This is a genomic window from Bradyrhizobium sp. STM 3566, from assembly GCF_045571445.1.
Classification (GTDB): Bacteria; Pseudomonadota; Alphaproteobacteria; order Rhizobiales; family Xanthobacteraceae; genus Bradyrhizobium; species Bradyrhizobium vignae.
In genome coordinates, this window is sequence record NZ_CP120692.1 from 2,998,290 (window position 1) to 3,025,045 (window position 26,756).

Annotated in this window: 27 protein-coding genes; 26 read left to right on the forward strand and 1 reads right to left on the reverse strand. The window is 63.1% G+C overall.

The genetic code is table 11. The features are described 5' to 3' along the window. Positions 1-19: 19 nt before the first annotated feature. The 5 genes from rplJ (at position 20) to P6U27_RS14335 (ending at position 12,189) form a co-directional block, all read left to right on the forward strand. Entirely contained in the window at positions 20-538 is a 519-nt protein-coding gene (gene rplJ, locus P6U27_RS14315; protein ID WP_025037001.1) for a 50S ribosomal protein L10, read from the forward strand. 54 nt (positions 539-592) lie between these two features. Next, a complete protein-coding gene (rplL, locus tag P6U27_RS14320; RefSeq protein WP_122402689.1) occupies positions 593-973 on the forward strand; it encodes a 50S ribosomal protein L7/L12 in 381 nt (126 codons plus the stop codon). Between the two features lie 517 nt (positions 974-1,490). Beyond that, a complete protein-coding gene (gene rpoB / locus P6U27_RS14325) occupies positions 1,491-5,615 on the forward strand; it encodes a DNA-directed RNA polymerase subunit beta (RefSeq protein WP_122402690.1) in 4,125 nt (1,374 codons plus the stop codon). A gap of 129 nt (positions 5,616-5,744) precedes the next feature. Continuing rightward, a complete protein-coding gene (gene rpoC / locus P6U27_RS14330) occupies positions 5,745-9,941 on the forward strand; it encodes a DNA-directed RNA polymerase subunit beta' (protein ID WP_122402691.1) in 4,197 nt (1,398 codons plus the stop codon). A gap of 193 nt (positions 9,942-10,134) precedes the next feature. After that, positions 10,135-12,189: an FAD-dependent oxidoreductase gene (locus P6U27_RS14335; protein WP_122402692.1), complete on the forward strand. Its 2,055-nt coding sequence runs from the start codon at positions 10,135-10,137 to the stop codon at positions 12,187-12,189. On the opposite strand, the gene P6U27_RS14340 is transcribed toward P6U27_RS14335, so the two are convergent. Beyond that, positions 12,186-12,323 (reverse strand): hypothetical protein, encoded by a 138-nt coding sequence (locus P6U27_RS14340; protein ID WP_407194258.1) that lies wholly within the window; start codon positions 12,321-12,323, stop codon positions 12,186-12,188. The two genes, P6U27_RS14335 and P6U27_RS14340, sit on opposite strands and share 4 nt — an antisense overlap. On the opposite strand from P6U27_RS14340, the gene P6U27_RS14345 reads away from it, so the two are divergent. The 21 genes from P6U27_RS14345 (at position 12,322) to rpsH (ending at position 26,752) form a co-directional block, all read left to right on the forward strand. Then, entirely contained in the window at positions 12,322-14,301 is a 1,980-nt protein-coding gene (locus P6U27_RS14345; RefSeq protein WP_129145683.1) for an ABC transporter ATP-binding protein, read from the forward strand. The genes P6U27_RS14340 and P6U27_RS14345 overlap by 2 nt on opposite strands. A 905-nt stretch (positions 14,302-15,206) precedes the next feature. After that, positions 15,207-15,578, forward strand: a complete 372-nt coding sequence (gene rpsL, locus P6U27_RS14350; protein ID WP_007603006.1) for a 30S ribosomal protein S12 — start codon at positions 15,207-15,209, stop codon at positions 15,576-15,578. 15 nt (positions 15,579-15,593) lie between these two features. After that, the gene (rpsG, locus tag P6U27_RS14355; RefSeq protein ID WP_018647239.1) at positions 15,594-16,064 is read left to right on the forward strand and encodes a 30S ribosomal protein S7; all 471 of its coding nucleotides are present in this window, start codon (positions 15,594-15,596) and stop codon (positions 16,062-16,064) included. A 33-nt stretch (positions 16,065-16,097) separates the two neighbouring features. Beyond that, positions 16,098-18,170, forward strand: coding sequence for an elongation factor G (gene fusA / locus P6U27_RS14360; protein WP_122402694.1), 2,073 nt, complete (start codon positions 16,098-16,100; stop codon positions 18,168-18,170). Between the two features lie 40 nt (positions 18,171-18,210). Further along, positions 18,211-19,401: an elongation factor Tu gene (gene tuf / locus P6U27_RS14365; protein ID WP_027574053.1), complete on the forward strand. Its 1,191-nt coding sequence runs from the start codon at positions 18,211-18,213 to the stop codon at positions 19,399-19,401. A gap of 81 nt (positions 19,402-19,482) precedes the next feature. Further along, positions 19,483-19,791: a 30S ribosomal protein S10 gene (gene rpsJ / locus P6U27_RS14370; protein ID WP_002712302.1), complete on the forward strand. Its 309-nt coding sequence runs from the start codon at positions 19,483-19,485 to the stop codon at positions 19,789-19,791. Between the two features lie 52 nt (positions 19,792-19,843). Next, positions 19,844-20,557, forward strand: a complete 714-nt coding sequence (gene rplC, locus P6U27_RS14375; protein ID WP_122402695.1) for a 50S ribosomal protein L3 — start codon at positions 19,844-19,846, stop codon at positions 20,555-20,557. Between the two features lies 1 nt (position 20,558). Continuing rightward, positions 20,559-21,179, forward strand: a complete 621-nt coding sequence (gene rplD / locus P6U27_RS14380) for a 50S ribosomal protein L4 (RefSeq protein WP_091894751.1) — start codon at positions 20,559-20,561, stop codon at positions 21,177-21,179. Beyond that, positions 21,176-21,478: a 50S ribosomal protein L23 gene (locus P6U27_RS14385; protein ID WP_025036992.1), complete on the forward strand. Its 303-nt coding sequence runs from the start codon at positions 21,176-21,178 to the stop codon at positions 21,476-21,478. Before rplD ends, P6U27_RS14385 begins: the two co-directional genes overlap by 4 nt. A gap of 12 nt (positions 21,479-21,490) precedes the next feature. Beyond that, entirely contained in the window at positions 21,491-22,324 is an 834-nt protein-coding gene (gene rplB / locus P6U27_RS14390; protein WP_060736369.1) for a 50S ribosomal protein L2, read from the forward strand. 12 nt (positions 22,325-22,336) lie between these two features. Then, a complete protein-coding gene (gene rpsS, locus P6U27_RS14395; protein ID WP_008136357.1) occupies positions 22,337-22,615 on the forward strand; it encodes a 30S ribosomal protein S19 in 279 nt (92 codons plus the stop codon). A 10-nt stretch (positions 22,616-22,625) separates the two neighbouring features. Next, positions 22,626-23,012: a 50S ribosomal protein L22 gene (gene rplV, locus P6U27_RS14400; protein WP_008549264.1), complete on the forward strand. Its 387-nt coding sequence runs from the start codon at positions 22,626-22,628 to the stop codon at positions 23,010-23,012. Between the two features lie 17 nt (positions 23,013-23,029). Continuing rightward, on the forward strand, positions 23,030-23,752 hold the full coding sequence (rpsC, locus tag P6U27_RS14405) for a 30S ribosomal protein S3 (protein ID WP_122402696.1): 723 nt from the start codon (positions 23,030-23,032) through the stop codon (positions 23,750-23,752). 30 nt (positions 23,753-23,782) lie between these two features. After that, positions 23,783-24,196: a 50S ribosomal protein L16 gene (gene rplP / locus P6U27_RS14410; RefSeq protein ID WP_008136349.1), complete on the forward strand. Its 414-nt coding sequence runs from the start codon at positions 23,783-23,785 to the stop codon at positions 24,194-24,196. A gap of 5 nt (positions 24,197-24,201) precedes the next feature. Beyond that, positions 24,202-24,408, forward strand: coding sequence for a 50S ribosomal protein L29 (gene rpmC, locus P6U27_RS14415; RefSeq protein ID WP_011088144.1), 207 nt, complete (start codon positions 24,202-24,204; stop codon positions 24,406-24,408). A gap of 13 nt (positions 24,409-24,421) precedes the next feature. Continuing rightward, positions 24,422-24,670, forward strand: a complete 249-nt coding sequence (gene rpsQ / locus P6U27_RS14420) for a 30S ribosomal protein S17 (protein ID WP_024342452.1) — start codon at positions 24,422-24,424, stop codon at positions 24,668-24,670. A gap of 84 nt (positions 24,671-24,754) precedes the next feature. Further along, complete coding sequence (gene rplN / locus P6U27_RS14425; protein ID WP_007603030.1) at positions 24,755-25,123, forward strand: 50S ribosomal protein L14; 369 nt, start codon at positions 24,755-24,757, stop codon at positions 25,121-25,123. Next, positions 25,123-25,437, forward strand: coding sequence for a 50S ribosomal protein L24 (gene rplX, locus P6U27_RS14430; protein WP_122402697.1), 315 nt, complete (start codon positions 25,123-25,125; stop codon positions 25,435-25,437). Before rplN ends, rplX begins: the two co-directional genes overlap by 1 nt. Beyond that, on the forward strand, positions 25,430-25,987 hold the full coding sequence (gene rplE / locus P6U27_RS14435) for a 50S ribosomal protein L5 (protein WP_122402698.1): 558 nt from the start codon (positions 25,430-25,432) through the stop codon (positions 25,985-25,987). The genes rplX and rplE overlap by 8 nt, the downstream gene beginning before the upstream one ends. A gap of 46 nt (positions 25,988-26,033) precedes the next feature. Beyond that, a complete protein-coding gene (rpsN, locus tag P6U27_RS14440; protein WP_122402699.1) occupies positions 26,034-26,339 on the forward strand; it encodes a 30S ribosomal protein S14 in 306 nt (101 codons plus the stop codon). A 14-nt stretch (positions 26,340-26,353) separates the two neighbouring features. Continuing rightward, on the forward strand, positions 26,354-26,752 hold the full coding sequence (rpsH, locus tag P6U27_RS14445; RefSeq protein WP_122402700.1) for a 30S ribosomal protein S8: 399 nt from the start codon (positions 26,354-26,356) through the stop codon (positions 26,750-26,752). Positions 26,753-26,756 lie beyond the last annotated feature (4 nt).

The window sequence follows — 26,756 nt, forward strand, 5'->3', positions numbered from 1 at the left end:
CAACCGGAGAGAGCTTGCTGTGGAACGAGCGGCAAAAAAAGAAGCGGTCGAACAGCTCAATGAGGTCTTCAAGACCACGAGCGTCGCGGTCGTTGCTCAATATTCCGGCCTCACCGTCGCCCAGATGCAGAAGCTGCGCCAGCAGATGAAGCAGGCGGGCGCTGCGGTGAAGGTCTCGAAGAACCGTCTCGCCAAAATTGCTCTTGAAGGCACTGACGTCGTTGCCATCGGTCCCATGCTGAAGGGACCGACCGTGATCGCCACTTCGAACGATCCGGTAGCGGCGCCGAAGGTCGCCATCGAATTCGCCAAGGCGAACGAAAAGTTCGTCATCGTCGGCGGATCGATGGGTAAGACCGTCCTGAATGTCGACGGCGTGAAGGCGCTTGCCTCGCTGCCGTCGCTTGACGAACTGCGCGGCAAGATCGTCGGCCTCATCGTGGCCCCGGCGACCAAGCTGGCCCAGCTCGCCAACGCGCCCGCGGGCAAGCTCGCGCGCGTCATCCAGGCTCATGCCTCAAAGGGCGAAGCGGCCTGACGCCCTTCGCAAAACTCAAACCCGAACCAGACTTACACTCAAGGAAACTGAACAATGGCTGACTTGCAGAAGATCGTTGACGACCTCTCGAGCCTCACCGTGCTCGAAGCTGCTGAACTCGCGAAGCTCCTCGAAGAGAAGTGGGGCGTTTCGGCTGCCGCGGCTGTCGCCGTTGCCGGCCCGGCGGGTGCTGGCGGCGGCGCTGCCGCTCCGGCGGAAGAGAAGACCGAGTTCACGGTCGTTCTCGCCAGCGCCGGCGACAAGAAGATCGAGGTCATCAAGGAAGTCCGCGCCATCACCGGTCTCGGCCTGAAGGAAGCAAAGGACCTCGTCGAGGGTGCTCCGAAGCCGCTGAAGGAAGGCGTGAACAAGGAAGAAGCCGACAAGATCAAGGCCCAGCTCGAGAAGGCTGGCGCGAAGGTCGAGCTGAAGTAACGCAAGTTACTTCAGCGAAATCCCGGGCTCGCGAAGCGAGGCCCGGGATCTTGTCCGAAGATCGTGGATGGCCGGGTCAAGCCCGGCCATGACGACCTGAAAGACAGGGGCCGAATGCAAAAGGCATGCGACGGAACGACCCTACGCAGGCCGAACACGAAAAAGTGTGGGGATTTGAGGGTTTGACCCTCGAATCTGCACTATTGTCGCCCCATATCGGGTCGGCAGCACGAAAGCGCGGTGGGCAGGGATGCCGGATTTCCCTGTAAGCCGTTGGGAGAGCAGGCTATTTCGGGCTTTTGCAGTCCGTGAAGACGATCGTTGTGACGGGCGGGCGCGCATCTGCGCCTCGCGCGTCGTTTTGCGTTTTGAAGGTCTGAAGAACGGATTCAGGACATTCGCACCTGAAGCTGCGTCTCTGGCCCCCAAGACGGGTTCGAAAATTCAACCCGGAAAGCGGTGGCAGCCGCGTTCCGGACGGCGCGCCCAGAGCGGGCGACGAAAATGAGAGGCCACGATGGCGCAGCAGACATTCACCGGTCGCAAACGCGTTCGCAAGTTCTTCGGACACATCAAGGAAGTCGCCGAGATGCCGAACCTCATCGAGGTTCAGAAGGCGTCCTATGACCAGTTCCTGATGGTCGACGAACCCCCGGGCGGCCGTCTCGACGAGGGTCTGCAGGCGGTGTTCCGCTCGGTGTTTCCGATCTCCGACTTCTCGGGCACCTCGATGCTGGAATTCGTCCGCTACGAGTTCGAGCAGCCGAAATACGACGTCGACGAGTGCCGCCAGCGCGGCATGACCTTCGCCGCACCCCTCAAGGTGACGCTGCGCCTCATCGTGTTCGATATCGACGAGGAAACCGGCGCCAAGTCGGTGAAGGACATCAAGGAGCAGGACGTCTACATGGGCGACATCCCGCTCATGACGATGAACGGCACCTTCATCGTCAATGGCACCGAGCGCGTCATCGTCTCGCAGATGCACCGGTCGCCCGGCGTGTTCTTCGATCACGACAAGGGCAAGACCCATTCCTCGGGCAAGCTGCTGTTCGCAGCGCGCGTCATCCCGTATCGCGGCTCCTGGCTCGACATCGAGTTCGACGCCAAGGACATCGTCTATGCGCGTATCGACCGTCGCCGCAAGATTCCGGTGACGTCGCTGATGTTCGCGCTCGGCCTCGACGGCGAAGCGATCCTGTCCACGTTCTACAAGAAGATCCTCTACAAGCGGACCAAGGAAGGCTGGCGCGTTCCGTTCGACGCCAACCGTTTCCGCGGCTACTCGACCGTCAACGACCTGATCGATGCCGACACCGGCAAGGTCGTGCTCGAGGCCGGCAAGAAGCTCACCGTCCGCGCCGCCCGCCAGCTCCAGGAGAAGGGGCTGAAGGCGCTGCGCATGGCGGACGAGGAGCTGGTCGGCAACTACGTCGCCGAGGACCTCGTCAATCCGAAGACCGGCGAGATCCACGCCGAAGCCGGCGAGGAGATCACCGACAAGCTGATGAAGGCTCTCAACGAGCAGGGCTACAAGGAGCTGCCGCTGCTCGACATCGACCACGTCAATGTCGGTCCCTACATTCGCAACACGCTCGCGGCCGACAAGAACATGACGCGTGAGGACGCGCTGTTCGACATCTACCGCGTCATGCGTCCGGGCGAGCCGCCGACGCTGGAATCGGCCCAGGCCATGTTCCAGTCGCTGTTCTTCGACGCCGAGCGCTACGACCTCTCCGCGGTCGGCCGCGTCAAGATGAACATGCGCCTCGACCTCGATGCGCCGGACACCCAGCGCACGCTGCGCAAGGAGGACATCCTCTCCGTCATCAAGACGCTGGTGGATCTGCGCGACGGCAAGGGCGAGATCGACGACATCGACCATCTCGGCAACCGCCGTGTGCGTTCGGTCGGCGAGCTCATGGAGAACCAGTACCGCATCGGCCTGCTGCGCATGGAGCGCGCGATCAAGGAGCGCATGTCCTCGGTCGACATCGACACGGTCATGCCGCAGGACCTGATCAACGCGAAGCCTGCGGCTGCCGCCGTGCGCGAGTTCTTCGGCTCCTCGCAGCTCTCGCAGTTCATGGACCAGACCAACCCGCTCAGCGAGATCACCCACAAGCGCCGTCTCTCGGCGCTTGGACCGGGCGGTCTGACCCGCGAGCGCGCCGGCTTCGAGGTGCGCGACGTGCATCCGACGCATTACGGCCGCATCTGCCCGATTGAGACGCCGGAAGGTCCGAACATCGGCCTGATCAACTCGCTCGCGACCTTCGCGCGCGTGAACAAGTACGGCTTCGTCGAGACGCCGTATCGGAAGGTCAAGGATGGTCGTGTCACCGACGAGGTCGTGTACCTGTCGGCGATGGAGGAAGGGCGCTATTCCGTGGCCCAGGCCAACGTGCCGGTCGACGCCAAGGGCCGCTTCACCGAAGACCTCGTGGTCTGCCGCTCGAGCGGGACGCGCGACGTCGTGCCGATGACGCCCGACAAGGTCGACTACATGGACGTGTCGCCGAAGCAGCTCGTTTCGGTCGCCGCGGCGCTGATCCCGTTCCTCGAGAACGACGACGCCAACCGCGCGCTGATGGGCTCGAACATGCAGCGCCAGGCGGTGCCGCTGGTCCGCGCCGAGGCGCCGTTCGTCGGCACCGGCATGGAGGGCGTCGTTGCCCGTGACTCCGGCGCCGCGATCGCGGCGCGCCGCTCGGGCGTGATCGACCAGATCGACGCCACCCGCGTCGTCATCCGCGCCACGGAAGATCTCGATCCGACCAAGTCGGGCGTCGATATCTACCGTCTGATGAAGTACCAGCGCTCAAACCAGTCGACCTGCATCAACCAGCGTCCGCTGGTGAAGGTCGGCGACATCGTCAAGAAGGGCGACATCATCGCCGACGGTCCGTCGACCGATCTCGGCGAGCTCGCGCTCGGCCGGAACGTGCTGGTCGCGTTCATGCCGTGGAACGGCTACAACTTCGAAGACTCGATCCTGCTCTCCGAGCGGATCGTGAAGGAAGACGTCTTCACCTCGATCCACATCGAGGAGTTCGAGGTGATGGCCCGCGACACCAAGCTCGGACCTGAGGAAATCACCCGCGACATTCCGAACGTCTCGGAAGAAGCGCTGAAGAACCTCGACGAAGCCGGTATCGTCTACATCGGTGCGGAAGTGCGCGCCGGTGACATCCTCGTCGGCAAGATCACGCCGAAGGGCGAAAGCCCGATGACGCCGGAAGAGAAGCTCCTGCGCGCCATCTTCGGCGAGAAGGCCTCCGACGTCCGCGACACCTCGCTGCGCGTTCCTCCGGGCGTGCAGGGCACGATCGTGGAAGTGCGCGTGTTCAACCGTCACGGCGTCGACAAGGACGAGCGTGCGCTGGCGATCGAGCGGGAAGAGATCGAGCGCCTCGCCAAGGACCGCGACGACGAGCAGGCGATCCTGGACCGCAACGTCTACAACCGTCTTGCCGAGCTGCTCGAGGGGCGGCAGGGCATTGCGGGTCCGAAGGGCTTCAAGAAGGACACCAAGATCACCCGTGCGGTGCTCGAGGAGTACCCGAAGTCGCAGTGGTGGCTGTTCGCTTCGCCCAACGACAAGCTGATGGCCGAGATCGAGGCCATGCGAAAGCAGTACGACGAGTCGAAGAAGGGGCTGGAACAGCGCTTCCTCGACAAGGTCGAGAAGCTTCAGCGCGGCGACGAATTGCCGCCCGGCGTGATGAAGATGGTCAAGGTCTTCGTCGCGGTGAAGCGCAAGATCCAGCCCGGCGACAAGATGGCCGGCCGCCACGGCAACAAGGGCGTGGTGTCGAAGATCGTGCCGATCGAGGACATGCCGTTCCTCGAAGACGGCACGCATGCCGACATCGTGCTCAATCCGCTCGGCGTGCCCTCGCGCATGAACGTCGGACAGATCCTCGAGACCCATCTCGGCTGGGCCTGCGCCGGTCTCGGCAAGCGTATCGGCCAGACGGTCGATGCCTATTTGTCGAAGCAGGACATCAAGCCGCTGAAGGAAACCTTGAAGAGAGTCTACGGCGAGGACGAGACGATCAAGTCGCTCAACGACAACGAGCTGCTCGAACTCGGCCATAACCTCAGCCGCGGCGTGCCGATCGCGACGCCGGTGTTCGACGGTGCCAAGGAAGCCGATATCGAGGAGATGCTGAAGCTTGCCGGTCTCGATGCTTCGGGGCAGTCGACCGTCTATGACGGCCGCACCGGCGATCCGTTCGATCGCAAGGTGACGGTGGGCTACATCTACATGCTCAAGCTGCACCATCTCGTCGACGACAAGATCCATGCGCGTTCGATCGGTCCGTACTCGCTCGTCACCCAGCAGCCGCTGGGCGGCAAGGCGCAGTTCGGCGGTCAGCGCTTCGGCGAAATGGAGGTGTGGGCGCTCGAGGCTTACGGCGCGGCGTACACGCTCCAGGAGATGCTGACGGTGAAGTCGGACGACGTCGCCGGCCGCACCAAGGTGTACGAGGCGATCGTGCGCGGCGACGACACGTTCGAGGCCGGTATTCCGGAATCGTTCAACGTGCTGGTCAAGGAAATGCGCTCGCTCGGCCTCAACGTCGACCTGCACAACTCCAAGATGGGACCGGCGCCGACGTCGGAAGCGGCCGAGTAATTCGACCTGTCATGCCCGGCCTTCACGGCCGGGCATTGGCGCCCCTCCCGAGGCCTTGAGGGCAGGGCGCCCCGCTTGAGTGATTTTCGAATTTGCGGCCGGAGGCGACCGGCACGCGAGGAGAAGACGATGAACCAAGAAGTTATGAATCTCTTCAACCCGACGACGCCGGCTCAGGTCTTCGACCAGATCCGGATCTCGATCGCGTCCCCCGAGAAGATTCTGTCCTGGTCCTACGGCGAGATCAAAAAGCCCGAGACCATCAACTACCGGACCTTCAAGCCCGAGCGCGACGGTCTGTTCTGCGCCCGCATCTTCGGGCCGATCAAGGATTACGAGTGCTTGTGCGGCAAGTACAAGCGCATGAAGTACAAGGGCATCATCTGCGAGAAGTGCTCGGTCGAGGTCACGCTGTCGCGCGTCCGGCGCGAGCGCATGGGCCATATCGAGCTCGCAGCCCCCGTCGCCCACATCTGGTTCCTGAAGTCGCTGCCCTCGCGCATCGGCCTCCTGCTCGACATGACGCTGAAGGATCTCGAGCGGATCCTCTACTTCGAATACTACGTCGTGCTCGAGCCGGGCCTCACCGCGCTGAAGGACCGCCAGCTCCTGTCGGAAGACGAGTATCTGAAGGCGCAGGACGAGTACGGCCAGGATTCCTTCACCGCCATGATCGGTGCCGAGGCGATCCGCGAGCTGCTCAAGGGCATGGACCTCGAGAAGCTCGAAGCCTCGCTGCGTGCCGAGATGCAGGAGACCGACTCCGACATCAAGCACAAGAAGCTCGCCAAGCGCCTGAAGATCGTGGAAGCGTTCCGCCACTCCGGCAACAAGCCGGAATGGATGATCATGACCGTGGTCCCGGTGATCCCGCCGGACCTGCGTCCGCTGGTGCCGCTCGACGGCGGCCGCTTCGCGACGTCGGACCTGAACGACCTCTACCGCCGCGTCATCAACCGCAACAACCGCCTGAAGCGGCTGATGGAGCTGCGCGCGCCCGACATCATCATCCGCAACGAGAAGCGCATGCTTCAGGAGGCGGTCGATGCGCTGTTCGACAACGGCCGGCGCGGCCGCGTCATCACCGGTGCCAACAAGCGCCCGCTGAAGTCGCTCGCCGACATGCTCAAGGGCAAGCAGGGCCGCTTCCGCCAGAACCTGCTCGGCAAGCGCGTCGACTATTCGGGCCGTTCGGTGATCGTGGTTGGTCCCGAGCTGCGCCTGCATCAGTGCGGCCTGCCGAAGAAGATGGCGCTCGAGTTGTTCAAGCCGTTCATCTATTCGCGGCTCGACGCCAAGGGCCTGTCCACCACCGTGAAGCAGGCCAAGAAGCTGGTCGAGAAGGAGCGACCCGAGGTCTGGGACATCCTGGACGAGGTGATCCGCGAGCATCCGGTGCTGCTCAACCGCGCCCCGACGCTGCATCGCCTCGGCATCCAGGCGTTCGAGCCCGTGCTGATCGAGGGCAAGGCGATCCAGCTTCACCCGCTGGTCTGCTCCGCGTTCAACGCCGACTTCGACGGCGACCAGATGGCCGTGCACGTCCCGCTGTCGCTCGAGGCGCAGCTGGAAGCGCGCGTCCTGATGATGTCGACCAACAACATCCTGCATCCGGCGAACGGCCAGCCGATCATCGTGCCGTCGCAGGACATCGTGCTCGGTCTGTACTACGTCTCGATCATGCGCGAAGGCCTGCCCGGCGAAGGCAAGGTGTTCGGCGACATGGCCGAGCTCGAGCACGCGCTGCATGCGAAGGTCATCCACCTCCACACCAAGATCAAGTACCGGTGGGAAGGCATGGATGAGACCGGCAAGGTCTCCAAGCGCTGGATCGAGACCACCGCCGGCCGCGTCATGCTCGGCAACCTGCTGCCGAAGAATCCGCGGATCTCGTACGAGATCATCAACAAGCTGATGACGAAGCGCGAGATCTCGGGCGTCATCGACCAGGTCTACCGCCACTGCGGCCAGAAGGAGACGGTGATCTTCTGCGACCGCATCATGGCGCTCGGCTTCTACAATGCGTTCAAGGCCGGCATTTCGTTCGGCAAGGACGACATGGTCGTGCCGCACGGCAAGTGGAAGATCGTCGACACCACTCGTACGCTGGCGAAGGATTTCGAGCAGCAGTACAACGACGGTCTGATCACCCACGGCGAGAAGTACAACAAGGTCGTCGATGCCTGGTCGAAGGCCACGGAAGAAATCGCCAAGGCGATGATGAAGGAGATCTCCGCCACCAAGAAGACGGCGAGCGGAGCCGACGCCGACATCAATTCGATCTACATGATGGCTCACTCCGGTGCCCGCGGTTCGCCGGCCCAGATGCGCCAGCTCGCCGGCATGCGCGGCCTGATGGCCAAGCCGTCGGGCGAGATCATCGAGACGCCGATCATCTCGAACTTCAAGGAAGGCCTCTCGGTGCTCGAGTACTTCAACTCGACCCACGGCGCCCGCAAGGGCCTCGCGGACACCGCGTTGAAGACCGCGAACTCCGGCTACCTGACCCGTCGTCTCGTCGACGTGGCGCAGGACTGCATCATCACGCAGAGTGACTGCGGCACCAAGCTCGGCATCAAGATGCGCGCCATCGTCGACGCCGGCACCGTGGTCGCCTCGCTCGGCTCGCGCATCCTCGGACGCACGGCCTGCGAAGACGTGCGTGACGGCTCGGGTAAGGTGATCGTCAAGCGCGACACGCTGATGGAAGAAAGCCACGTGGATGCCATCCATCAGGCCGGCATCCAGGAGGTGAAGATCCGCTCGGCGCTGACCTGCGAACTCGTCAACGGCATCTGCGGCAAGTGCTACGGCCGCGACCTCGCCCGCGGCACGCCGGTCAATCACGGCGAAGCGGTCGGCGTCATCGCGGCGCAGTCGATCGGCGAGCCGGGCACCCAGCTCACCATGCGCACCTTCCATATCGGCGGTGCGGCGCAGCTCAACGAGCAGTCTTTCGTCGAAGCCAACTTCGACGGCAAGATCGTGATCAGGAACAAGTCCATCGCCCGCAACAGCGAAGGTCACCTGATCGCGATGGTGCGCAACATGGTCGTTGCGATCGTCGATGCCGACGGCACCGAGCGTGCGACGCACCGTATCCAGTACGGTTCGCGCCTGCACGTCGACGAGGGCGACATGGTCAAGCGCGGCCAGCGTATCGTGGAGTGGGATCCCTACACCCGTCCGCTGCTCACCGAAGTCGAGGGAACCATCGGCTTCGAGGATCTGGTCGAGGGTCAGTCGATCTCGGAAACGCTCGACGAAGCCACGGGTATCGCCAAGCGCGTGGTCATCGACTGGCGCTCGACGCGCGGCGGCTCGGACCTGCGTCCGGCCATCGTGGTCAAGGGCAAGGACGGCAAGGTGCTCAAGCTCGCCCGTGGCGGCGATGCCCGCTACATGCTGTCGGTCGACGCCATTCTCTCGGTCGATATCGGAGCCAAGGTCCAGCCGGGCGATATCCTCGCCCGTGTCTCGACCGAAAGCGCCAAGACGCGTGACATCACCGGCGGTCTGCCGCGGGTGGCGGAACTGTTCGAGGCTCGGCGCCCGAAGGATGCGGCGATCATCGCCGAAATCGCGGGCACCATCCGGTTCGGGCGCGACTACAAGAACAAGCGTCGCATCTCGATCGAGCCGATGGACAAGACCGACGAGCCGCGCGAGTACCTGATCCCGAAGGGCAAGCACATCCACCTTCAGGACGGCGACGTCGTCGAAAAGGGCGACTTCATCGTGGAAGGCAACCCGGCGCCGCACGACATCCTTGCGGTGAAGGGCATCGAGGAACTCGCGGCCTATCTGGTCAACGAGATCCAGGAGGTCTACCGGCTGCAGGGCGTGCTCATCAACGACAAGCACATCGAGGTGATTGTCCGTCAGATGCTCCAGAAGGTGGAAATCACCGATCAGGGCGATACGGACATGATCTCCGGCGAGCAGGTCGACAAGATCGAGTTCGACGCGCTGAACGCGAAGGCCAAGGAAGAGGGCAAGAAGCCCGCCACGGGAACGCCGGTCCTGCTCGGCATCACCAAGGCGAGCCTCCAGACCCGGTCCTTCTTCTCGGCGGCATCGTTCCAGGAGACCACCCGCGTCCTCACAGAGGCGGCGGTCAACGGCAAGATCGATCCGCTCGAAGGCCTCAAGGAGAACGTCATCGTCGGCCGGCTGATCCCGGCGGGTACCGGCGCCTCCATGGCCAAGATCCGCGAAGTCGCCATGAAGCGCGACAAGCTGATCCTGGATGAGCGCGAGAAGCAGGCGGCCGTCGTGTCGCCCGCGCCGGAAGCGGAGCCGATGGCGCTGCCGCCTGCGGAATGATGATTCATCCGTAGGAATACTGGGGACAATGAAAAGGCCGGCTTTTGCCGGCCTTTTTTTGCTGTTTCCTTCGCCTGCTGCGATGCGGGAAAATCTTTGTTCATCTTTCCTTCAGCCGCAAAAGCGCTTCTGCTAGGAGAGCTTAGCCCGGTGGTCCCGCGACGGGGCAGGGGCCGAAGACCACGGAACTCTCATGCTTGATCTCGCAATCGTAGGCGGCGGCCCCGGCGGGCTGATGAGCGCCTGGTATCTGAAGCGCAAACTCGGCGATCTCTGCCGCGTCACCATCTACGAGGCCTCCGACCGGCTCGGCGGCAAGATCGTCACGCGCAAATTCGATTCGGCACCCGCCATGTACGAGGCCGGCGTTGCCGAGATCTACGATTACTCGATGACCGGCCCCGATCCGCTGCGCGAGCTGATCCAGCATTTCGGCCTCCAGACCATTCCCATGGACGCCGAGCAGGTGCATTTCGGCGGCGAGCTCCTCAATGACGTGCCGGGCATGCGCCGCAAGTACGGCGCCAAGACCGCGGCCGCGATCGAGGCGTTCCGCAAGCGCTGTACCGAGGTGATGTCGCCGATCGAATATTACGAGGGCGTCGGCGCGCACGACAACGAGAATCCCTGGGCCTACAAGACCGCCGAGCAGGTGCTCGACGAGGAGGTCGAGGACGACACGGCAAAGCGTTTCTTCAAGGTGATGGCGCGCTCCGACATCGCGACCGAGAGCCACAACACCAACGGTCTCAACGCGCTGAAGAACTATCTGATGGATGTCGACGGCTATATCGGCCTCTATTCCATCCAGAATGGCAACGAGCAGCTGATCGAGTGCCTGCAGTCGGAGGTCAATGCCGACATCCAGCTCAATCACCGCGTGCTCACCGTCGGCAAGGCGCCGACCGGCCGCTATCAGCTCAAGATGATGAACGGCAAGGGACCGGAGACCCGCGACTTCGATCTCGTGCTGGTCTGCCTGCCGCATTCCTGGCTCGCCACCCTCGGCTGGGAGGGCGAGCAGCTGCGCAAGTCGATGGTCAAGCACGTCGCCTATTTCGACCGCCCCGCGCATTATCTGCGCGTCTCGATCCTGTTCGACGAGCCGTTCTGGGGCGAGAAGATTCCGGGCGCCTGGTTCATGTCGGAGGCCTTCGGCGGCTGCTGCGTTTACAACGAGGGCGCGCGCCACGACGTCGGCAAGCATGGCGTTCTGAACTGGCTCATTCCCGGCTCCGACGCGCTGGCTTTTGCCAATCTGTCGGATCAGGAGCTGATCGATGCCGCCCTGAAATCGCTGCCGGCTTCCCTCGGCGATGCGCGTTTGCATTTCATGGAAGGCAAGATCCACCGTTGGCTGTCGTCGGTGAATGCGCTGCCGGGCGGCTTGCCCGTGCGCGACGTCATGACCAATCACCGGCCCGAGCCGAAGGAGCATCCCGGCATCGTGGTGGTCGGCGACTATCTGTTCGATTCGACGCTGAACGGCCTGCTCGACTCCTCGGACGCGGCGACCGACATCATCCTGACCGAGATGATGCGCCTGCGCCGCGAACGCGCGCAGCAGAACGAGCCGCTCTCGAACAAGATCGATCGCGATTATTTCGAGAACTATCGCGGCCTCGGCCCCTATCACGAAGCGTGGCGGCACTTCACCGATCCCGATTACCTCGCCAGACTGATCGACATCGTCTGGGGCAAGGCTGCGGGGGCCAAGCTGCTGGTCGCGGGCTCCGCCAGCGGCGAGCTGGTCGGCGCGCTGCGCGATCGCGGCATCGACGCATGGGGAATCGAGAACAATCGGGCGATCCATGCCAAGACGCCGAAAGCGCTGAAGAAGTACAACAAGCTCGGATCAATCACCGACCTGCCGTTCAAGGACGGCACGTTCGACTTCGTCTTCGAGACCAGCCTCTGCCACGTCTCCCCGAAGCAGGTGACCCGCGCCATCCGCGAGCTCAACCGCGTGGTCAAGACCGGCCTCGTGTTCGGCTCGATCACCTCGGACATGGCGCCGGCATTGATCGACCGCTACGACCTCCTGCGTGGGGTCAAGAAGCTCGGCACCTGGTGGGAATGGTCCGAACTGTTCTTCGGCAACGGTTTCGAGCTTTCGATGCACCGCAAGGATTGTACCGATGCGCTCTGGGAGGCGACGCTCGCCGCCAACAAGGGGCCGGGGCAGTGGTATGCGGACGCGGACTCCTTGCGCTATTCGTTCTTCGATAAAGTCGAGGACGAGGACTAGCCGCGGGGCAGGTCGGATTCGCCAATTGTTTTGCCGAATTCATCCTGATCGCATAGAATCGGTGCAATAGCGGTTGCCGCTATTTTCTGGTTCTCTCTGCGGTCAGGCCGGCCGTCAGCATCGGTTGGTTTCATGGCGTCCAAGCCCCTCCCGCCCGACAAACAGAAGCTCGCCGCGGAAGAGGCGGCCGAGCTCGACGACAAGCTTGCCCTCGCCAAGCCGGACCTCGAAGACGACGAGGATCAGGAGGATGACGAGCTGGAGCTCGACGACGAGGACGAGGACCTCGTCGTCTTTACCGCGCGGGAAGCCGCCGGCGCGCTCGCGACCATCGTCGGGTTCGTCAAACCCTATCTCTCCAACTACAAGCGGATGCTGTCGTTCGTCGCATTCGGCGTCGTGGTCGAGACGTTGTTCAACGTCATCATGCCGCTCAGCCTCAAGTTCCTGATCGACGACGCACTCGGCGAGGAGGATTTTCAGGCGCTCTATAAGATACTCGGCGCGCTCGCCGTCGCCGGCATCTTCACTTCGATCGTTGCGGTCTGGTACGAGCGCTGGGACGCGCGGCTTGCCGCCTGCATCATCTCCGATGTCCGCAAGCGCCTGTTCGAGCACGTCCAGGACCTGCCGGCGGCCTATTTCGGCCGCACCAAGCGCGGCGAGATCCTGTCACGCTTCTCGGTCGACCTCTCGGCCTTCGAAGGCTCGGTCAAGACCTTTGCCAACAGCGCCGCGCTGCCGTTCCTGGAGTTGATCGCCGGCATCATCCTGATGCTGTTCCTGAACTGGCAGCTCGCGGTGGTCGCGCTTCTGGTGTTCCCGATCACGCTGATTGGCCCGCGCATCCTCACGCCGAAAGCGGTGCAGGCCAATTACGAGCAGAAGCTCAACGAGAGCGCGCTGCTCGGAATGGTGCAGGAGAACGTGGCGGCGCAGGCCGTGATCAAGGCGTTCAGCCTGCAACGCAAGATGTTCGGCTTCTTCACCTTGCGCAACGACGAGACCCGCAACAAGATCGCCTCGGCCGCGTTCCTGTCGACCATGGTGGAGCGGACGGTCACCGTCTCGGTGCTGCTCCTGCACCTCGTGGTGCTCGCGATCGGCGCCTATCTGGCGACCAAGGGCCAGATCACCATCGGCACCTTCGTCACCTTCGAGAGCGCGTTCTGGGAGGTCTCCTACAACATCGCCCACGTGATGCACTTCATCCCGGTGTCGATCTCCTCGGCCGCCGCGATCCGCCACATCCAGGAGCTGCTGGACGAGCCGACCCGCGGTGCCGATCGCCCCGGCGCGCCCGATCTGCCGCGCATCACCAACGACATTACTTTCGATCACGTCACCTTCCAGTACGAGGGCAGTCAGACACCGGTACTGGACAATCTCAGCCTCAAGCTCAAGGCCGGCAAGCGCATCGCCATCGTCGGCCCCTCAGGCTCCGGCAAGAGCACGCTGCTCAATCTGATTCTGCGGCTCTACGTGCCCAATGAAGGCCGCGTCACCATCGACGGCGTCGATGTCCGCAAGGTGACGTTGGATTCGCTGCGTCGGAGCATGGCGGTGGTGTTCCAGGAGAATATGCTGTTCAACATGTCGATCCGCGAGAACATCCGGCTCGGCAAGGAGGGGGCGACCGACGAAGAGGTGGAGGAGGCGGCCAAGAAGGCCGAGATCCACCGCTACATCATGAGCCTGCCGCAGCAATACGACACGCAGGTCGGCGAGCGCGGAGACACGCTGTCGGGTGGCCAGCGCCAGCGCATCGCGATCGCGCGTGCGATCATCCGTAACCCATCCGTTCTGCTGCTGGACGAAGCCACCTCGGCCCTCGACCAGACCACGGAAGCCGCGATCAACCGCACGCTGCTGAAGCTCGCCAAGGGCCGCACCATGATTTGGTCGACCCACCGCCTCGCGTCGGTGGTCGAGATGGACGAGATCATCGTGATTTCAGGGGGCAGGGCGATCGAGCGCGGCTCCCATGCCGAGCTGCTCGCCAAGAACGGCACCTATCGCAAGCTGTGGAACGATCAGATCCACCAGCCGCATGGCGTGTCGGCTCACGCCGACGACGACAGCGACGAGGACGACGAGGACGAGGAGGAGTGACCGGAGGCGTTCGGCTCCAAGGGAGCCGGCTTGGCCGATCCATGTCTCGTCTCCCAAGCGCGTGTGGTCCAGCACCGACTCATTGATTCTGTTGCGCAAGGCGTTCGGCCGACGTGGAGCCGCCAACTTTTTTCGACAAGCGGTTTGGGGGATCGGCCCCCGCGGATCGACCACTCCCATCGAAATCCCCGCGAGACCGCCCAACGCGGCACGCCGGGAATGCTGGAAAGCCTGTTCGCCAGCCGTCAGATCTGTGTATGGGCAGAAAAAAGCCCTCTGTTTGATAATAAAACTATATTTAATCCGGGTATAATCCTCTTTCGAGCCTAGCAGATCGGACTCTTCGTTCCCATGTCGGACGGGTGCGCGGAGGCGGCCAGGAGGCTATTTCTGCAGGCACGTGAGGCGCTTTGTGACTGTCGTTTCACCTTGACTTGACCGATTCTCACTTATAGAAAGCGCCTCACTTAACGACAGGCGGTGAGCATCGCCAGCGTCGGAACGGGCCACCCGTTGATCCCCAAGGACTAGATCCATAAGGGGTCGTAAAGGCGGGCACCAACCTCGACGAATGCCGCTCAAACGCTGTCGATCATAGCTAGGCAATGCCAGTGCGACTTTAGTTCTCTTGAGCATGTTCTCTTGAGATCGAATTCGGATGCATGACCTCAGTGCGCGGGCCGCGGCGTTACGCTGAACGGCCTCACTACTGCGGTCCTCTGTGGCGTCGAAGCGCTTTCCGCTCGTTGATGGAGCGGTTGGCGCAATTTCGCTTTGCGTGGGTTATTTCGCGCAAGGTGGCCCCTCGGGCGGGTGGCTCGAACAGAATTTGCGGACCCGGTGACGGGCCGCGGCAAGACAGCGGACCCGAGAGGGGCCGCGGCAGAAAAAGGGTGAAGGCCAGAATGCCGACGATCAACCAGCTGATCGCTCAACCGCGGGAAGTGCAGAAGTCGCGCAAGAAGGTGCCGGCGCTGCAGCAATCGCCGCAGAAGCGTGGTGTTTGCACGCGCGTCTACACCACGACCCCGAAGAAGCCGAACTCGGCGCTTCGTAAGGTTGCCAAGGTGCGCCTGACCAACGGCTTCGAGGTGATCGGCTACATCCCCGGCGAGGGTCATAACCTCCAGGAGCACTCGGTGGTCATGATCCGCGGCGGCCGCGTCAAGGACTTGCCCGGCGTGCGCTACCACATCCTCCGCGGCGTTCTGGATACCCAGGGCGTCAAGAACCGTAAGCAGCGCCGTTCGAAGTACGGCGCCAAGCGTCCGAAGTAAGCGGGAACCAAGCCTATGTCTCGTCGCCACTCTGCGGAAAAGCGCGAAGTTCTCCCGGATCCGAAGTTCGGGAACATCATCGTCACGAAGTTCATGAACTCGGTGATGTACGCCGGAAAGAAGTCGGTCGCCGAAGGTATCGTCTACGGCGCGTTCGGCATCATCGAGTCCAAGACCAAGCAGAACCCGCTCGGCGTGTTCGAGCAGGCGCTCGAGAACGTCATGCCGACGATCGAGGTGCGCTCCCGCCGCGTCGGCGGCGCGACCTATCAGGTTCCGGTCGAGGTTCGCTCGACCCGCCGGCAGGCCCTGGGCATCCGCTGGCTGATCGCGGCCGCGCGCGAGCGCAATGAGAAGACGATGACCGAGCGGCTCTCGGCGGAGCTCTTGGACGCATCGAACAACCGGGGGAACGCCGTCAAGAAGCGCGAAGACGTGCACCGCATGGCGGAAGCCAACCGCGCCTTCTCGCATTATCGCTGGTAACGGCGAAACAAACGGACTCGCAAGGAACACCCCATGCCCCGCCAACATGCCATCGAGGACTACCGTAACTTCGGTATCATGGCGCATATCGACGCCGGCAAGACCACGACGACCGAGCGCATCCTCTATTACACCGGCAAGAGCCACAAGATCGGCGAAGTGCACGAAGGTGCCGCGACGATGGACTGGATGGAGCAGGAGCAGGAGCGTGGCATCACGATCACCTCGGCTGCGACCACCGCCTTCTGGAACGGCAAGCGCCTGAACATCATCGACACGCCCGGCCACGTCGACTTCACCATCGAAGTCGAGCGTTCTCTGCGCGTGCTCGACGGCGCCGTCTGCGTGCTCGACTCCAACCAGGGCGTCGAGCCCCAGACCGAGACCGTCTGGCGCCAGGGCGACAAGTACAAGGTTCCGCGTATCGTCTTCGCCAACAAGATGGACAAGATCGGTGCGGACTTCTTCAAGTGCCTGTCCGACATCGTTGACCGTCTGGGTGCCAAGCCCGTCGCGATCCAGCTCCCGATCGGTGCCGAGAACAACTTCAAGGGTCTCGTCGATCTCGTGAAGATGAAGGGCGTCGTCTGGAACGATGAATCGCTCGGTGCGAAGTTCGATTATGTCGATATTCCGGAAGATCTCGTCGACCAGGCCAAGGAATACCGCGAGAAGATGGTGGAAGCCGCCGTCGAGCTCGACGACGACGCCATGGCCGCCTATCTCGACGGCAAGGAGCCGGACGAGGCGACGCTGAAACGCCTGATCCGCAAGGCGGTGCTGACCGGCGCGTTCTATCCCGTGCTGTGCGGCTCGGCCTTTAAGAACAAGGGCGTGCAGCCGCTGCTCGACGCCGTCGTCGACTATCTGCCGTCGCCGCTCGACGTGCCCGCGATCAAGGGCACGGACGACAAGGGCAACGAAGTCGTGCGCAAGGCGGACGACAAGGAGCCGCTGGCGCTGCTCGCGTTCAAGATCATGGACGACCCGTTCGTCGGCACCATCACCTTCTGCCGCATCTATTCCGGCATTCTGCAGAGCGGCACCGGCGTCGTGAACTCGACCCGCGAGAAGAAGGAACGGATCGGGCGCATGCTGTTGATGCATGCAAACAACCGCGAGGACATCAAGGAAGCCTATGCCGGCGACATCGTCGCGCTGGCCGGCCTGAAGGAAGCGCGCACCGGTGACACGCTGTGCGATCCCGACCATCAGGTCATCCTCGAGAAGATGGAATTCCCCGAGCCGGTCATCGAGATCGCGATCGAGCCGAAGTCCAAGGCCGACCAGGAGAAGCTGGGCGTGGCGCTGGCCAAGCTCGCGGCGGAGGATCCGTCCTTCCGCGTGTCGACCGACCATGAGTCCGGCCAGACCATCCTCAAGGGCATGGGCGAACTCCATCTCGACATCAAGGTCGACATCCTCAAGCGCACCTACAAGGTCGACGCCAACATCGGCGCGCCGCAGGTGGCGTTCCGCGAGCGCATCACCAAGCGGGTGGAGCACAGCTACACCCACAAGAAGCAGACCGGCGGTACCGGCCAGTTCGCGGCCGTGTCGTTCATCGTCGAGCCGAACGAGCCCGGCAAGGGCTTCGAGTTCGAATCGAAGATCGTCGGCGGTGCGGTGCCGAAGGAATACATCCCCGGCGTCGAGAAGGGCCTGGAGAGCGTGCTGTCGTCCGGCGTGGTCGCGGGCTTCCCCGTGGTCGACGTCAAGGTGCAGCTCGTCGACGGCAAGTATCACGACGTCGACTCGTCGGCGCTCGCCTTCGAAATCGCTTCGCGTGCCTGCTTCCGCGAAGCGCTGCAGATGGGCAAGTCCGTCCTGCTCGAGCCGATCATGAAGGTCGAAGTTGTGACCCCGGAAGACTACACCGGCTCGGTCATCGGCGACCTGAATTCCCGGCGCGGTCAGATCCAGGGGCAGGACATGCGCGGCAACGCCAACGTCATCAATGCGATGGTGCCGCTCATGAACATGTTCGGTTACGTGAACAACCTGCGCTCCATGAGCCAGGGTCGCGCGACCTTCACCATGCAGTTCGACCACTACGCAGAAGCGCCGGCCAACGTGTCGGCAGAAGTCCAGAAGAAGTTTGCCTGATTATCGTCGGTCTCAAGCCGACGATTGAACGGAGAGTCAAATGGCCAAAGCAAAGTTTGAACGTACCAAGCCGCACTGCAACATCGGCACCATCGGTCACGTCGACCATGGCAAGACGTCGCTGACCGCGGCGATCACCAAGATCCTCGCCGAGACCGGCGGTGCGACGTTCACCGCGTACGATCAGATCGACAAGGCGCCGGAAGAGAAGGCGCGCGGCATCACCATCTCGACCGCGCACGTCGAGTACGAGACCACGAACCGCCACTACGCCCACGTCGACTGCCCCGGCCACGCCGACTACGTCAAGAACATGATCACCGGCGCCGCCCAGATGGACGGTGCGATCCTGGTCGTGTCGGCCGCTGACGGCCCGATGCCGCAGACCCGCGAGCACATCCTGCTCGCCCGCCAGGTCGGCGTGCCCGCGCTCGTCGTGTTCCTCAACAAGTGCGACATGGTCGACGACCCGGAGCTGCTCGAGCTCGTCGAGCTCGAAGTCCGCGAGCTGCTCTCCAAGTACGAATTCCCCGGCGACAAGATCCCGATCATCAAGGGTTCGGCGCTTGCCGCTCTCGAAGACTCCGACAAGAAGCTCGGCCACGACGCCATCCTCGAGCTGATGCGCAACGTCGACGAGTACATTCCGCAGCCGGAGCGTCCGATCGACCAGCCGTTCCTGATGCCGGTTGAAGACGTGTTCTCGATCTCGGGCCGCGGCACCGTCGTGACCGGCCGTGTCGAGCGCGGCGTCGTCAAGGTCGGCGAGGAAATCGAGATCGTCGGTCTGCGTGCGACCCAGAAGACCACCGTCACCGGCGTCGAAATGTTCCGCAAGCTGCTCGATCAGGGCCAGGCCGGCGACAACATCGGCGCGCTGCTCCGCGGCACCAAGCGCGAGGACGTCGAGCGCGGCCAGGTTCTGGCCAAGCCGGGTTCGGTCAAGCCGCACACCAAGTTCAAGGCTGAGGCCTACATCCTCACCAAGGAAGAGGGCGGTCGCCACACCCCGTTCTTCACCAACTACCGTCCGCAGTTCTACTTCCGCACCACCGACGTGACCGGTGTCGTGCACCTGCCGGAAGGCACCGAGATGGTGATGCCGGGCGACAACATCGCGATGGAAGTGCACCTGATCGTGCCGATCGCGATGGAAGAGAAGCTCCGCTTCGCGATCCGCGAAGGCGGCCGCACCGTCGGCGCCGGCGTCGTCGCCTCGATCATCGAGTAATTACGAGAAAAGGGACGGCGAGTAGCGAATGGTGACATTCGCTATTCGCTATTCGCCACCCACTGAAGAGAGACCACGGCAATGAACGGCCAAAATATTCGTATCCGTCTCAAGGCGTTCGACCATCGTATCCTCGATACGTCGACCCGTGAGATCGTGAACACGGCGAAGCGCACCGGCGCGCAGGTCCGCGGACCGATTCCGCTGCCCACCCGCATCGAGAAGTTCACCGTCAACCGTTCGCCCCACGTCGACAAGAAGAGCCGCGAACAGTTCGAGATGCGCACTCACAAGCGCCTGCTCGACATCGTCGATCCGACCCCGCAGACCGTCGATGCTTTGATGAAGCTCGACTTGGCCGCCGGTGTCGACGTCGAGATCAAGCTCTAAGATTTTGGATCCCGTTCGCCAAAAGCGGACAAAGAGAACAGGAAGCAAGCCGATGCGCTCCGGAGTGATCGCACAAAAGGTCGGGATGACGCGGGTCTTCACGGAGGCTGGCGAACATATCCCCGTGACCGTGCTGAAGCTCGGCAATTGCCAGGTCGTAGGCCACCGCACCGAAGAGAAGAACGGTTACGTCGCGCTCCAGCTCGGTTCGGGCAGCCGCAAGACCGTTTACATGCCCAAGGCCGAGCGCGGCCAGTTCGCGGTCGCCAAGGTCGAGCCGAAGCGCCGGGTCGAGGAATTCCGCGTCTCTGCGGATGCCATGATCCCGGTCGGCGCCGAGATCCAGGCCGACCACTTCGTCGTCGGCCAGTTCGTCGACGTCACGGGCACCTCGGTCGGTAAGGGCTTCGCCGGCGGCATGAAGCGCTGGAACTTCGGCGGTCTGCGCGCCACGCACGGTGTGTCGATCTCGCACCGCTCGATCGGTTCGACCGGTGGCCGTCAGGACCCCGGCAAGACCTGGAAGAACAAGAAGATGCCCGGCCACATGGGTGTCGATCGCATCACCACGCTCAACCTTCGCGTCGTCCAGACCGATGTCGAGCGGGGCCTGATCCTCGTCGAAGGCGCCGTTCCGGGCTCCAAGGGCGGTTGGATCCGCGTGCGCGATGCCGTCAAGAAGCCGCTGCCGAAGGAAGCTCCGAAGCCCGGCAAGTTCAAGGTTGCTGGCGACGCGGAAGCCGCTCCGGCTACGCAGGAGGCGTGAGATGGAATTGAAGGTCACCACCCTCGAAGGTAAGGAAGCCGGCTCGGTCCAGCTCTCCGACGCCATTTTCGGCCTCGAGCCGCGCGAGGACATCATCGCGCGCTGCGTGCAGTGGCAGCTCAACAAGCGCCAGGCCGGCACGCACAAGGCCAAGGGCCGCGCCGAGATCTGGCGCACCGGCAAGAAGATGTACAAGCAGAAGGGCACCGGCGGTGCTCGTCACGGCTCGGCCCGCGTGCCGCAGTTCCGCGGCGGCGGCCGTGCCTTCGGTCCGGTGGTGCGTTCGCACGCCACCGACCTGCCGAAGAAGGTCCGCGCCCTGGCGCTCAAGCATGCGCTCTCGGCCAAGGCCAAGGACGGCGATCTCGTCGTGATCGAGAAGGCCGCGCTCGAGACCGCCAAGACCAAGGCGTTGCTCGGCCACTTCTCGGGCCTCGGGCTCACCAATGCGCTGATCATCGACGGCGCCGAGCTCAACAACGGTTTCGCCGCCGCGGCTCGCAATATCCCGAACATGGACGTGCTGCCGATCCAGGGCATCAACGTCTATGACATCCTGCGCCGTCAGAAACTCGTTCTGACCAAGGCCGCCATCGATGCGCTGGAGGCGCGCTTCAAATGAGCAAGAACATCGAGCCTCGCCACTACGACGTGATCCTGTCGCCGGTCGTGACCGAAAAGGCGACGATCGCTTCGGAGCACAACAAAGTGCTTTTCAAGGTGGCCGCCAAGGCGACCAAGCCGCAGATCAAGGAAGCGATCGAGAAGCTGTTCGACGTCAAGGTCAAGAGCGTCAACACGCTGGTCCGCAAGGGCAAGGTCAAGGCCTTCCGCGGCACCATCGGCTCGCAGTCGAACAGCAAACGCGCGATCGTGACTCTCGAAGAGGGTCACCGGATCGACGTCACCACCGGTCTGTAAGGTCGTACGACGATGGCACTGAAGACATTCAATCCCACGACGCCAGGCCAGCGCCAGCTGGTCATGGTCGATCGTTCGGCCCTCTACAAGGGCAAGCCGCTCAAGGCGCTCACCGAGGGCAAGAAGTCCTCGGGCGGCCGCAACAACACTGGTCGCATCACCGTGCGTTTCCGCGGCGGTGGTCACAAGCAGACGCTGCGCACCGTCGACTTCAAGCGCGAGAAGGTCGACGTCCCCGCGACCGTCGAGCGGCTGGAGTATGATCCGAACCGCACCGGCTTCATTGCGCTGATCAAGTATCAGGACGGCGAGCAGGCCTACATCCTGGCGCCGCAGCGCCTGGCCGTGGGTGACACCATCATTGCCGGCAACTATGTCGACGTGAAGCCGGGCAACGTCATGCCGCTCGGCAACATGCCGGTCGGCACGATCATCCACAACATCGAGGTCAAGATCGGGAAGGGCGGCCAGCTCGCCCGTTCCGCCGGCACCTACGCCCAGCTCGTCGGTCGCGACCAGGATTACGTGATCATCCGCCTGAACTCGGGCGAGCAGCGCCTGGTGCACGGCCGTTGCCGCGGCACGATCGGCGCGGTGTCGAACCCGGATCACATGAACACCTCGATCGGCAAGGCCGGTCGCAAGCGTTGGATGGGCCGCAGGCCGCACAACCGCGGTGTCGCGATGAACCCGATCGACCATCCGCACGGCGGTGGTGAAGGTCGCACCTCGGGCGGTCGTCACCCGGTCACTCCGTGGGGCAAGCCGACCAAGGGCAAGAAGACCCGTACCAACAAGTCGACCAACAAATTCATTCTCCTAAGCCGCCACAAGCGGAAGAAGTAAGGAACGCCGGACATGGTTCGTTCAGTCTGGAAAGGCCCGTTCGTCGAGGGTTCTCTGCTCAAGAAGGCAGATGCCGCCCGTGCGTCCGGCCGTCACGACGTCATCAAGATCTGGAGCCGTCGCTCGACGATCCTGCCGCAGTTCGTCGGCCTGACCTTCGGCGTCTACAACGGTCAGAAGCACGTGCCGGTGGCCGTCAACGAGGAAATGGTCGGTCACAAGTTCGGCGAGTTCTCGCCGACCCGGACCTTCCATGGCCACTCCGGCGACAAGAAAGCCAAGAAGGCTTGAGGATTAAACGATGAGCAAACCTAAGCGCGAACGGAGCCTCGCCGACAACGAGGCCAAGGCGGTCGCCCGGATGCTGCGGGTGAGCCCGCAGAAGCTCAACCTGGTCGCCCAGCTCATTCGCGGCCGGAAGGCGTCTGCTGCGCTCGCCGACCTGCAGTTTTCGCGCAAGCGGATCGCGGTCGACGTGAAGAAGTGCCTGGAATCGGCTATCGCCAACGCCGAGAACAACCACGACCTCGACGTCGACGATCTCGTCGTTGCGCAGGCCTTCGTCGGCAACGGCCTCGTGATGAAGCGCTTTGCCGCTCGTGGCCGCGGCCGCTCGGGCCGTGTCTACAAACCATTTTCGCAGCTGACGATCATCGTTCGTCAGGTCGAAGCTGAAGCCGCCGCTTAAGGGCGCAGGAGAACACGATGGGTCAAAAGATCAATCCGATCGGTCTGCGTCTCGGCATCAACCGGACCTGGGATTCCCGCTGGTTCGCCGGCAAGCAGGAATACGGCAAGCTGTTGCACGAGGACGTCAAGATCCGTGAGATCCTGCACAAGGAGCTCAAGCAGGCTGCCGTTGCCCGCATCGTGATCGAGCGTCCGCACAAGAAGTGCCGCGTCACCATCCACTCGGCCCGTCCGGGTGTGGTGATCGGCAAGAAGGGTGCGGACATCGACAAGCTGCGCAAGAAGGTCGCGGACATCACCTCGTCCGACGTCGTCATCAACATCGTCGAGATCCGCAAGCCGGAGCTCGATGCGACGCTGGTGGCGGAGTCGATCGCGCAGCAGCTCGAGCGCCGCGTGGCGTTCCGCCGTGCCATGAAGCGCGCCGTGCAGTCGGCGATGCGCCTCGGCGCGGAGGGCATCCGCATCAACTGCTCGGGACGTCTCGGCGGTGCGGAAATCGCGCGCATGGAGTGGTACCGCGAAGGTCGCGTGCCGCTGCACACGCTGCGCGCCGACATCGACTACGGCGTTGCGACCGCGTTCACGACCTTCGGCACCTGCGGCGTCAAGGTCTGGATCTTCAAGGGCGAGATCCTCGAGCACGATCCGATGGCCCAGGACAAGAGAATGGCCGAAGGCGAGGGCACTGGTAGCGGTGGTGGCGGCCGGCAGCGCCGCGACGCGGCTGCAGCCTGAGCTGACCTGAGAATTTGAGGGCTTAAAGCCATGATGCAACCTAAGAAAACGAAGTTCCGGAAGGCGCATAAGGGCCGCATCCACGGCGTTGCGTCTTCGGGCGCGACGTTGGCGTTCGGCCAGTTCGGCCTGAAGGCGACCGAGCCTGAGCGCGTCACCGCGCGTCAGATCGAAGCCGCCCGTCGCGCGCTGACCCGTCACATGAAGCGCGCCGGCCGCGTCTGGATCCGCGTGTTCCCCGACGTTCCGGTGTCCAAGAAGCCGGCCGAAGTCCGCATGGGCTCCGGTAAGGGTTCGCCGGAATTGTGGGTCGCGCGCGTCAAGCCGGGCCGGGTGCTGTTCGAGATCGACGGCGTCAACACCCAGACGGCGCGTGAAGCGCTGACCCTGGCGGCCGCCAAGCTGCCGATCAAGACGCGCTTCGTCGAGCGCATTGCGGAGTAATGGCCATGGCCCAGATGAAGATCGAAGACATCCGTGCGATGAGCCCCGATCAGCAGGATGATGCCATCCTGAACCTGAAGAAGGAGCGCTTCAACCTGCGCTTCCAGCGCGCCACCGGGCAGCTCGAGAACACCTCGCGCCTGCGCGAGGCTCGCCGTGACATCGCCCGGATCAAGACCGTCGCCGCGCAGACGCGCGCGAAGAAGAAGTAAGAGGCTTACGAAGATGCCGAAACGTACTTTGCAGGGCGTGGTCGTCAGCGACAAGCAAGCCAAGACCATCGTGGTGCGCGTCGATCGCCGCTTCACGCACCCGATCTACAAGAAGACGATCCGCCGTTCGAAGAACTACCACGCGCACGACGAGAGCAACCAGTTCAAGCCGGGCGACATGGTGTGGATCGAGGAAACGAAGCCGATTTCGAAGTTGAAGCGCTGGGTCGTGATCCGGGGCGAACACAAGAAAAGCGCCTGATCTGTTGGCTCTAGCCGACTGACTTCAGGGAAATGTTGAGCGCCGGCTGGGCTGGCGCAAAGAGAAAGAGGACGAGGTGCATCAATGATTCAGATGCAGACCAACCTCGACGTGGCCGACAATTCTGGCGCACGCCGTGTCATGTGTATCAAGGTGCTTGGGGGCTCCAAGCGCCGCTACGCAACGATCGGCGACATCATCGTCGTTTCGATCAAGGAAGCTATCCCGCGTGGCAAGGTGAAGAAGGGCGACGTGATGAAGGCCGTCGTGGTGCGCGTCCGCAAGGACATCCGCCGCGCCGACGGTTCGGTCATCCGCTTCGACCGCAACGCCGCCGTCCTGATCAACAACCAGTCCGAGCCGGTCGGCACCCGTATCTTCGGGCCCGTGCCGCGCGAGCTGCGCGCCAAGAACCACATGAAGATCATCTCGCTCGCGCCGGAGGTGCTGTGATGGCTGCGAAGATCCGCAAGGGCGACAAGGTCGTCGTGCTGACCGGCCGCGACAAGGGCCGCACCGGCGAAGTGTTCGAGGTTCGTCCCGACGCCGGCACCGCGCTGGTGCGCGGCATCAACATGGTCAAGCGTCACCAGAAGCAGACGCAGGCCCAGGAGGGCGGCATCATCTCGAAAGAGGCGCCGATCCACCTGTCCAACATCGCGTATGTCGGCAAGGACGGAAAGCCGACCCGCATCGGATTCAAGATTCTGGCGGACGGCAAGAAGGTTCGCATCGCCAAGAGCTCGGGAGCTGAGATCGATGGCTGAGGCCGCTTACACACCGCGCCTGCGCGCGGAATATGACGCGAAGATCCGTACGGCTCTGACCGAGAAGTTCGGTTACCAGAACGTCATGCAGGTTCCGCGGCTGGACAAGGTCGTGCTGAACATGGGCGTCGGCGATTCGGTCAACGACCGCAAGAAGGCCGAGACCGCCGCTGCCGAATTGACCCAGATCGCCGGCCAGAAGGCGATCGTGACCTATTCGCGCATCGCGATCGCGACCTTCAAGCTGCGTGAGAACCAGCCGATCGGCTGCAAGGTCACGCTGCGCAAGGCCCGCATGTACGAGTTCATCGATCGCCTGGTGAATGTCGCGCTGCCACGCGTCCGCGACTTCCGCGGTCTGAACCCGAAGAGCTTCGACGGCCGTGGCAACTATTCGCTCGGCATCAAGGAGCACATCATTTTCCCCGAGATCGACTTCGACAAGGTCGCGGAAGCTCGCGGTATGGACATCACCGTCTGCACCACGGCCAAGACCGACGAAGAGGCGAGGGCCTTGTTGACCGCTTTCAATTTCCCGTTCCGGCAGTGAGACGCTGACCTAGAGCCTCTCAAACGCGGATACCCAGGAGCCAAGCATGGCAAAGAAGAGTTCAGTCGAGAAGAACAACCGGCGCAAGCGGATGGTGAAGAACGCCGCCGCCAAGCGCGAGCGGTTGAAGGCGATCATCGCCGACAAGACGCTGCCGATGGAGGAGCGGTTCGCCGCGACCCTGAAGCTGGCGGAAATGCCGCGCAATTCGTCGGCGACCCGCATCCGCATGCGTTGCGAATTGTCGGGCCGTCCGCGCTCGAACTACCGCAAGAACAAGCTGTCCCGTATCGCGCTGCGCGACCTTGGCTCCAAGGGCATGGTCCCGGGCCTCGTGAAGTCCAGCTGGTAAGGAGGGTCGTTTAGATGTCTACGCACGATCCAATCAGCGATCTGATCACCCGTATCCGCAATGCGCAGTTGCGTTCGAAGACCAAGGTCTCCACGCCTGGCTCGAAGATGCGCGAGAACGTGCTCGAGGTTCTGAAGGCCGAGGGCTACATCCGCGGCTACGCCACGCTCGAGCATTCCTCGGGCCGCAGCGAGATCGAGATCGAGCTGAAGTATTTCGACGGCGAGCCCGTCATCCGCGAGATTGAACGCGTTTCCAAGCCCGGGCGCCGCGTCTACGCCTCGGTGAAGAACCTGCCGCGGGTGAACAATGGACTCGGCATTTCGGTGTTGTCGACGCCGAAGGGGATCATGGCCGACCACAGCGCGCGCGACGCGAATGTGGGCGGTGAAGTCCTCTTCACGGTGTTCTGAGAAG

Excerpts from the sequence above, each read along its gene's own strand:
- rplL (WP_122402689.1), top strand. The coding sequence starts at position 593 with ATGGCTGACTTGCAGAAGATCGTTGACGACCTCTCGAGCCTCACCGTG.
- rpoB (WP_122402690.1), top strand. The coding sequence starts at position 1,491 with ATGGCGCAGCAGACATTCACCGGTCGCAAACGCGTTCGCAAGTTCTTC.
- rpoC (WP_122402691.1), top strand. The coding sequence starts at position 5,745 with ATGAACCAAGAAGTTATGAATCTCTTCAACCCGACGACGCCGGCTCAG.
- P6U27_RS14335 (WP_122402692.1), top strand. The coding sequence starts at position 10,135 with ATGCTTGATCTCGCAATCGTAGGCGGCGGCCCCGGCGGGCTGATGAGC.
- P6U27_RS14345 (WP_129145683.1), top strand. The coding sequence starts at position 12,322 with ATGGCGTCCAAGCCCCTCCCGCCCGACAAACAGAAGCTCGCCGCGGAA.
- P6U27_RS14340 (WP_407194258.1), bottom strand. The coding sequence starts at position 12,323 with ATGAAACCAACCGATGCTGACGGCCGGCCTGACCGCAGAGAGAACCAG.
- rpsL (WP_007603006.1), top strand. The coding sequence starts at position 15,207 with ATGCCGACGATCAACCAGCTGATCGCTCAACCGCGGGAAGTGCAGAAG.
- rpsG (WP_018647239.1), top strand. The coding sequence starts at position 15,594 with ATGTCTCGTCGCCACTCTGCGGAAAAGCGCGAAGTTCTCCCGGATCCG.
- fusA (WP_122402694.1), top strand. The coding sequence starts at position 16,098 with ATGCCCCGCCAACATGCCATCGAGGACTACCGTAACTTCGGTATCATG.
- tuf (WP_027574053.1), top strand. The coding sequence starts at position 18,211 with ATGGCCAAAGCAAAGTTTGAACGTACCAAGCCGCACTGCAACATCGGC.
- rpsJ (WP_002712302.1), top strand. The coding sequence starts at position 19,483 with ATGAACGGCCAAAATATTCGTATCCGTCTCAAGGCGTTCGACCATCGT.
- rplC (WP_122402695.1), top strand. The coding sequence starts at position 19,844 with ATGCGCTCCGGAGTGATCGCACAAAAGGTCGGGATGACGCGGGTCTTC.
- rplD (WP_091894751.1), top strand. The coding sequence starts at position 20,559 with ATGGAATTGAAGGTCACCACCCTCGAAGGTAAGGAAGCCGGCTCGGTC.
- P6U27_RS14385 (WP_025036992.1), top strand. The coding sequence starts at position 21,176 with ATGAGCAAGAACATCGAGCCTCGCCACTACGACGTGATCCTGTCGCCG.
- rplB (WP_060736369.1), top strand. The coding sequence starts at position 21,491 with ATGGCACTGAAGACATTCAATCCCACGACGCCAGGCCAGCGCCAGCTG.
- rpsS (WP_008136357.1), top strand. The coding sequence starts at position 22,337 with ATGGTTCGTTCAGTCTGGAAAGGCCCGTTCGTCGAGGGTTCTCTGCTC.
- rplV (WP_008549264.1), top strand. The coding sequence starts at position 22,626 with ATGAGCAAACCTAAGCGCGAACGGAGCCTCGCCGACAACGAGGCCAAG.
- rpsC (WP_122402696.1), top strand. The coding sequence starts at position 23,030 with ATGGGTCAAAAGATCAATCCGATCGGTCTGCGTCTCGGCATCAACCGG.
- rplP (WP_008136349.1), top strand. The coding sequence starts at position 23,783 with ATGATGCAACCTAAGAAAACGAAGTTCCGGAAGGCGCATAAGGGCCGC.
- rpmC (WP_011088144.1), top strand. The coding sequence starts at position 24,202 with ATGGCCCAGATGAAGATCGAAGACATCCGTGCGATGAGCCCCGATCAG.
- rpsQ (WP_024342452.1), top strand. The coding sequence starts at position 24,422 with ATGCCGAAACGTACTTTGCAGGGCGTGGTCGTCAGCGACAAGCAAGCC.
- rplN (WP_007603030.1), top strand. The coding sequence starts at position 24,755 with ATGATTCAGATGCAGACCAACCTCGACGTGGCCGACAATTCTGGCGCA.
- rplX (WP_122402697.1), top strand. The coding sequence starts at position 25,123 with ATGGCTGCGAAGATCCGCAAGGGCGACAAGGTCGTCGTGCTGACCGGC.
- rplE (WP_122402698.1), top strand. The coding sequence starts at position 25,430 with ATGGCTGAGGCCGCTTACACACCGCGCCTGCGCGCGGAATATGACGCG.
- rpsN (WP_122402699.1), top strand. The coding sequence starts at position 26,034 with ATGGCAAAGAAGAGTTCAGTCGAGAAGAACAACCGGCGCAAGCGGATG.
- rpsH (WP_122402700.1), top strand. The coding sequence starts at position 26,354 with ATGTCTACGCACGATCCAATCAGCGATCTGATCACCCGTATCCGCAAT.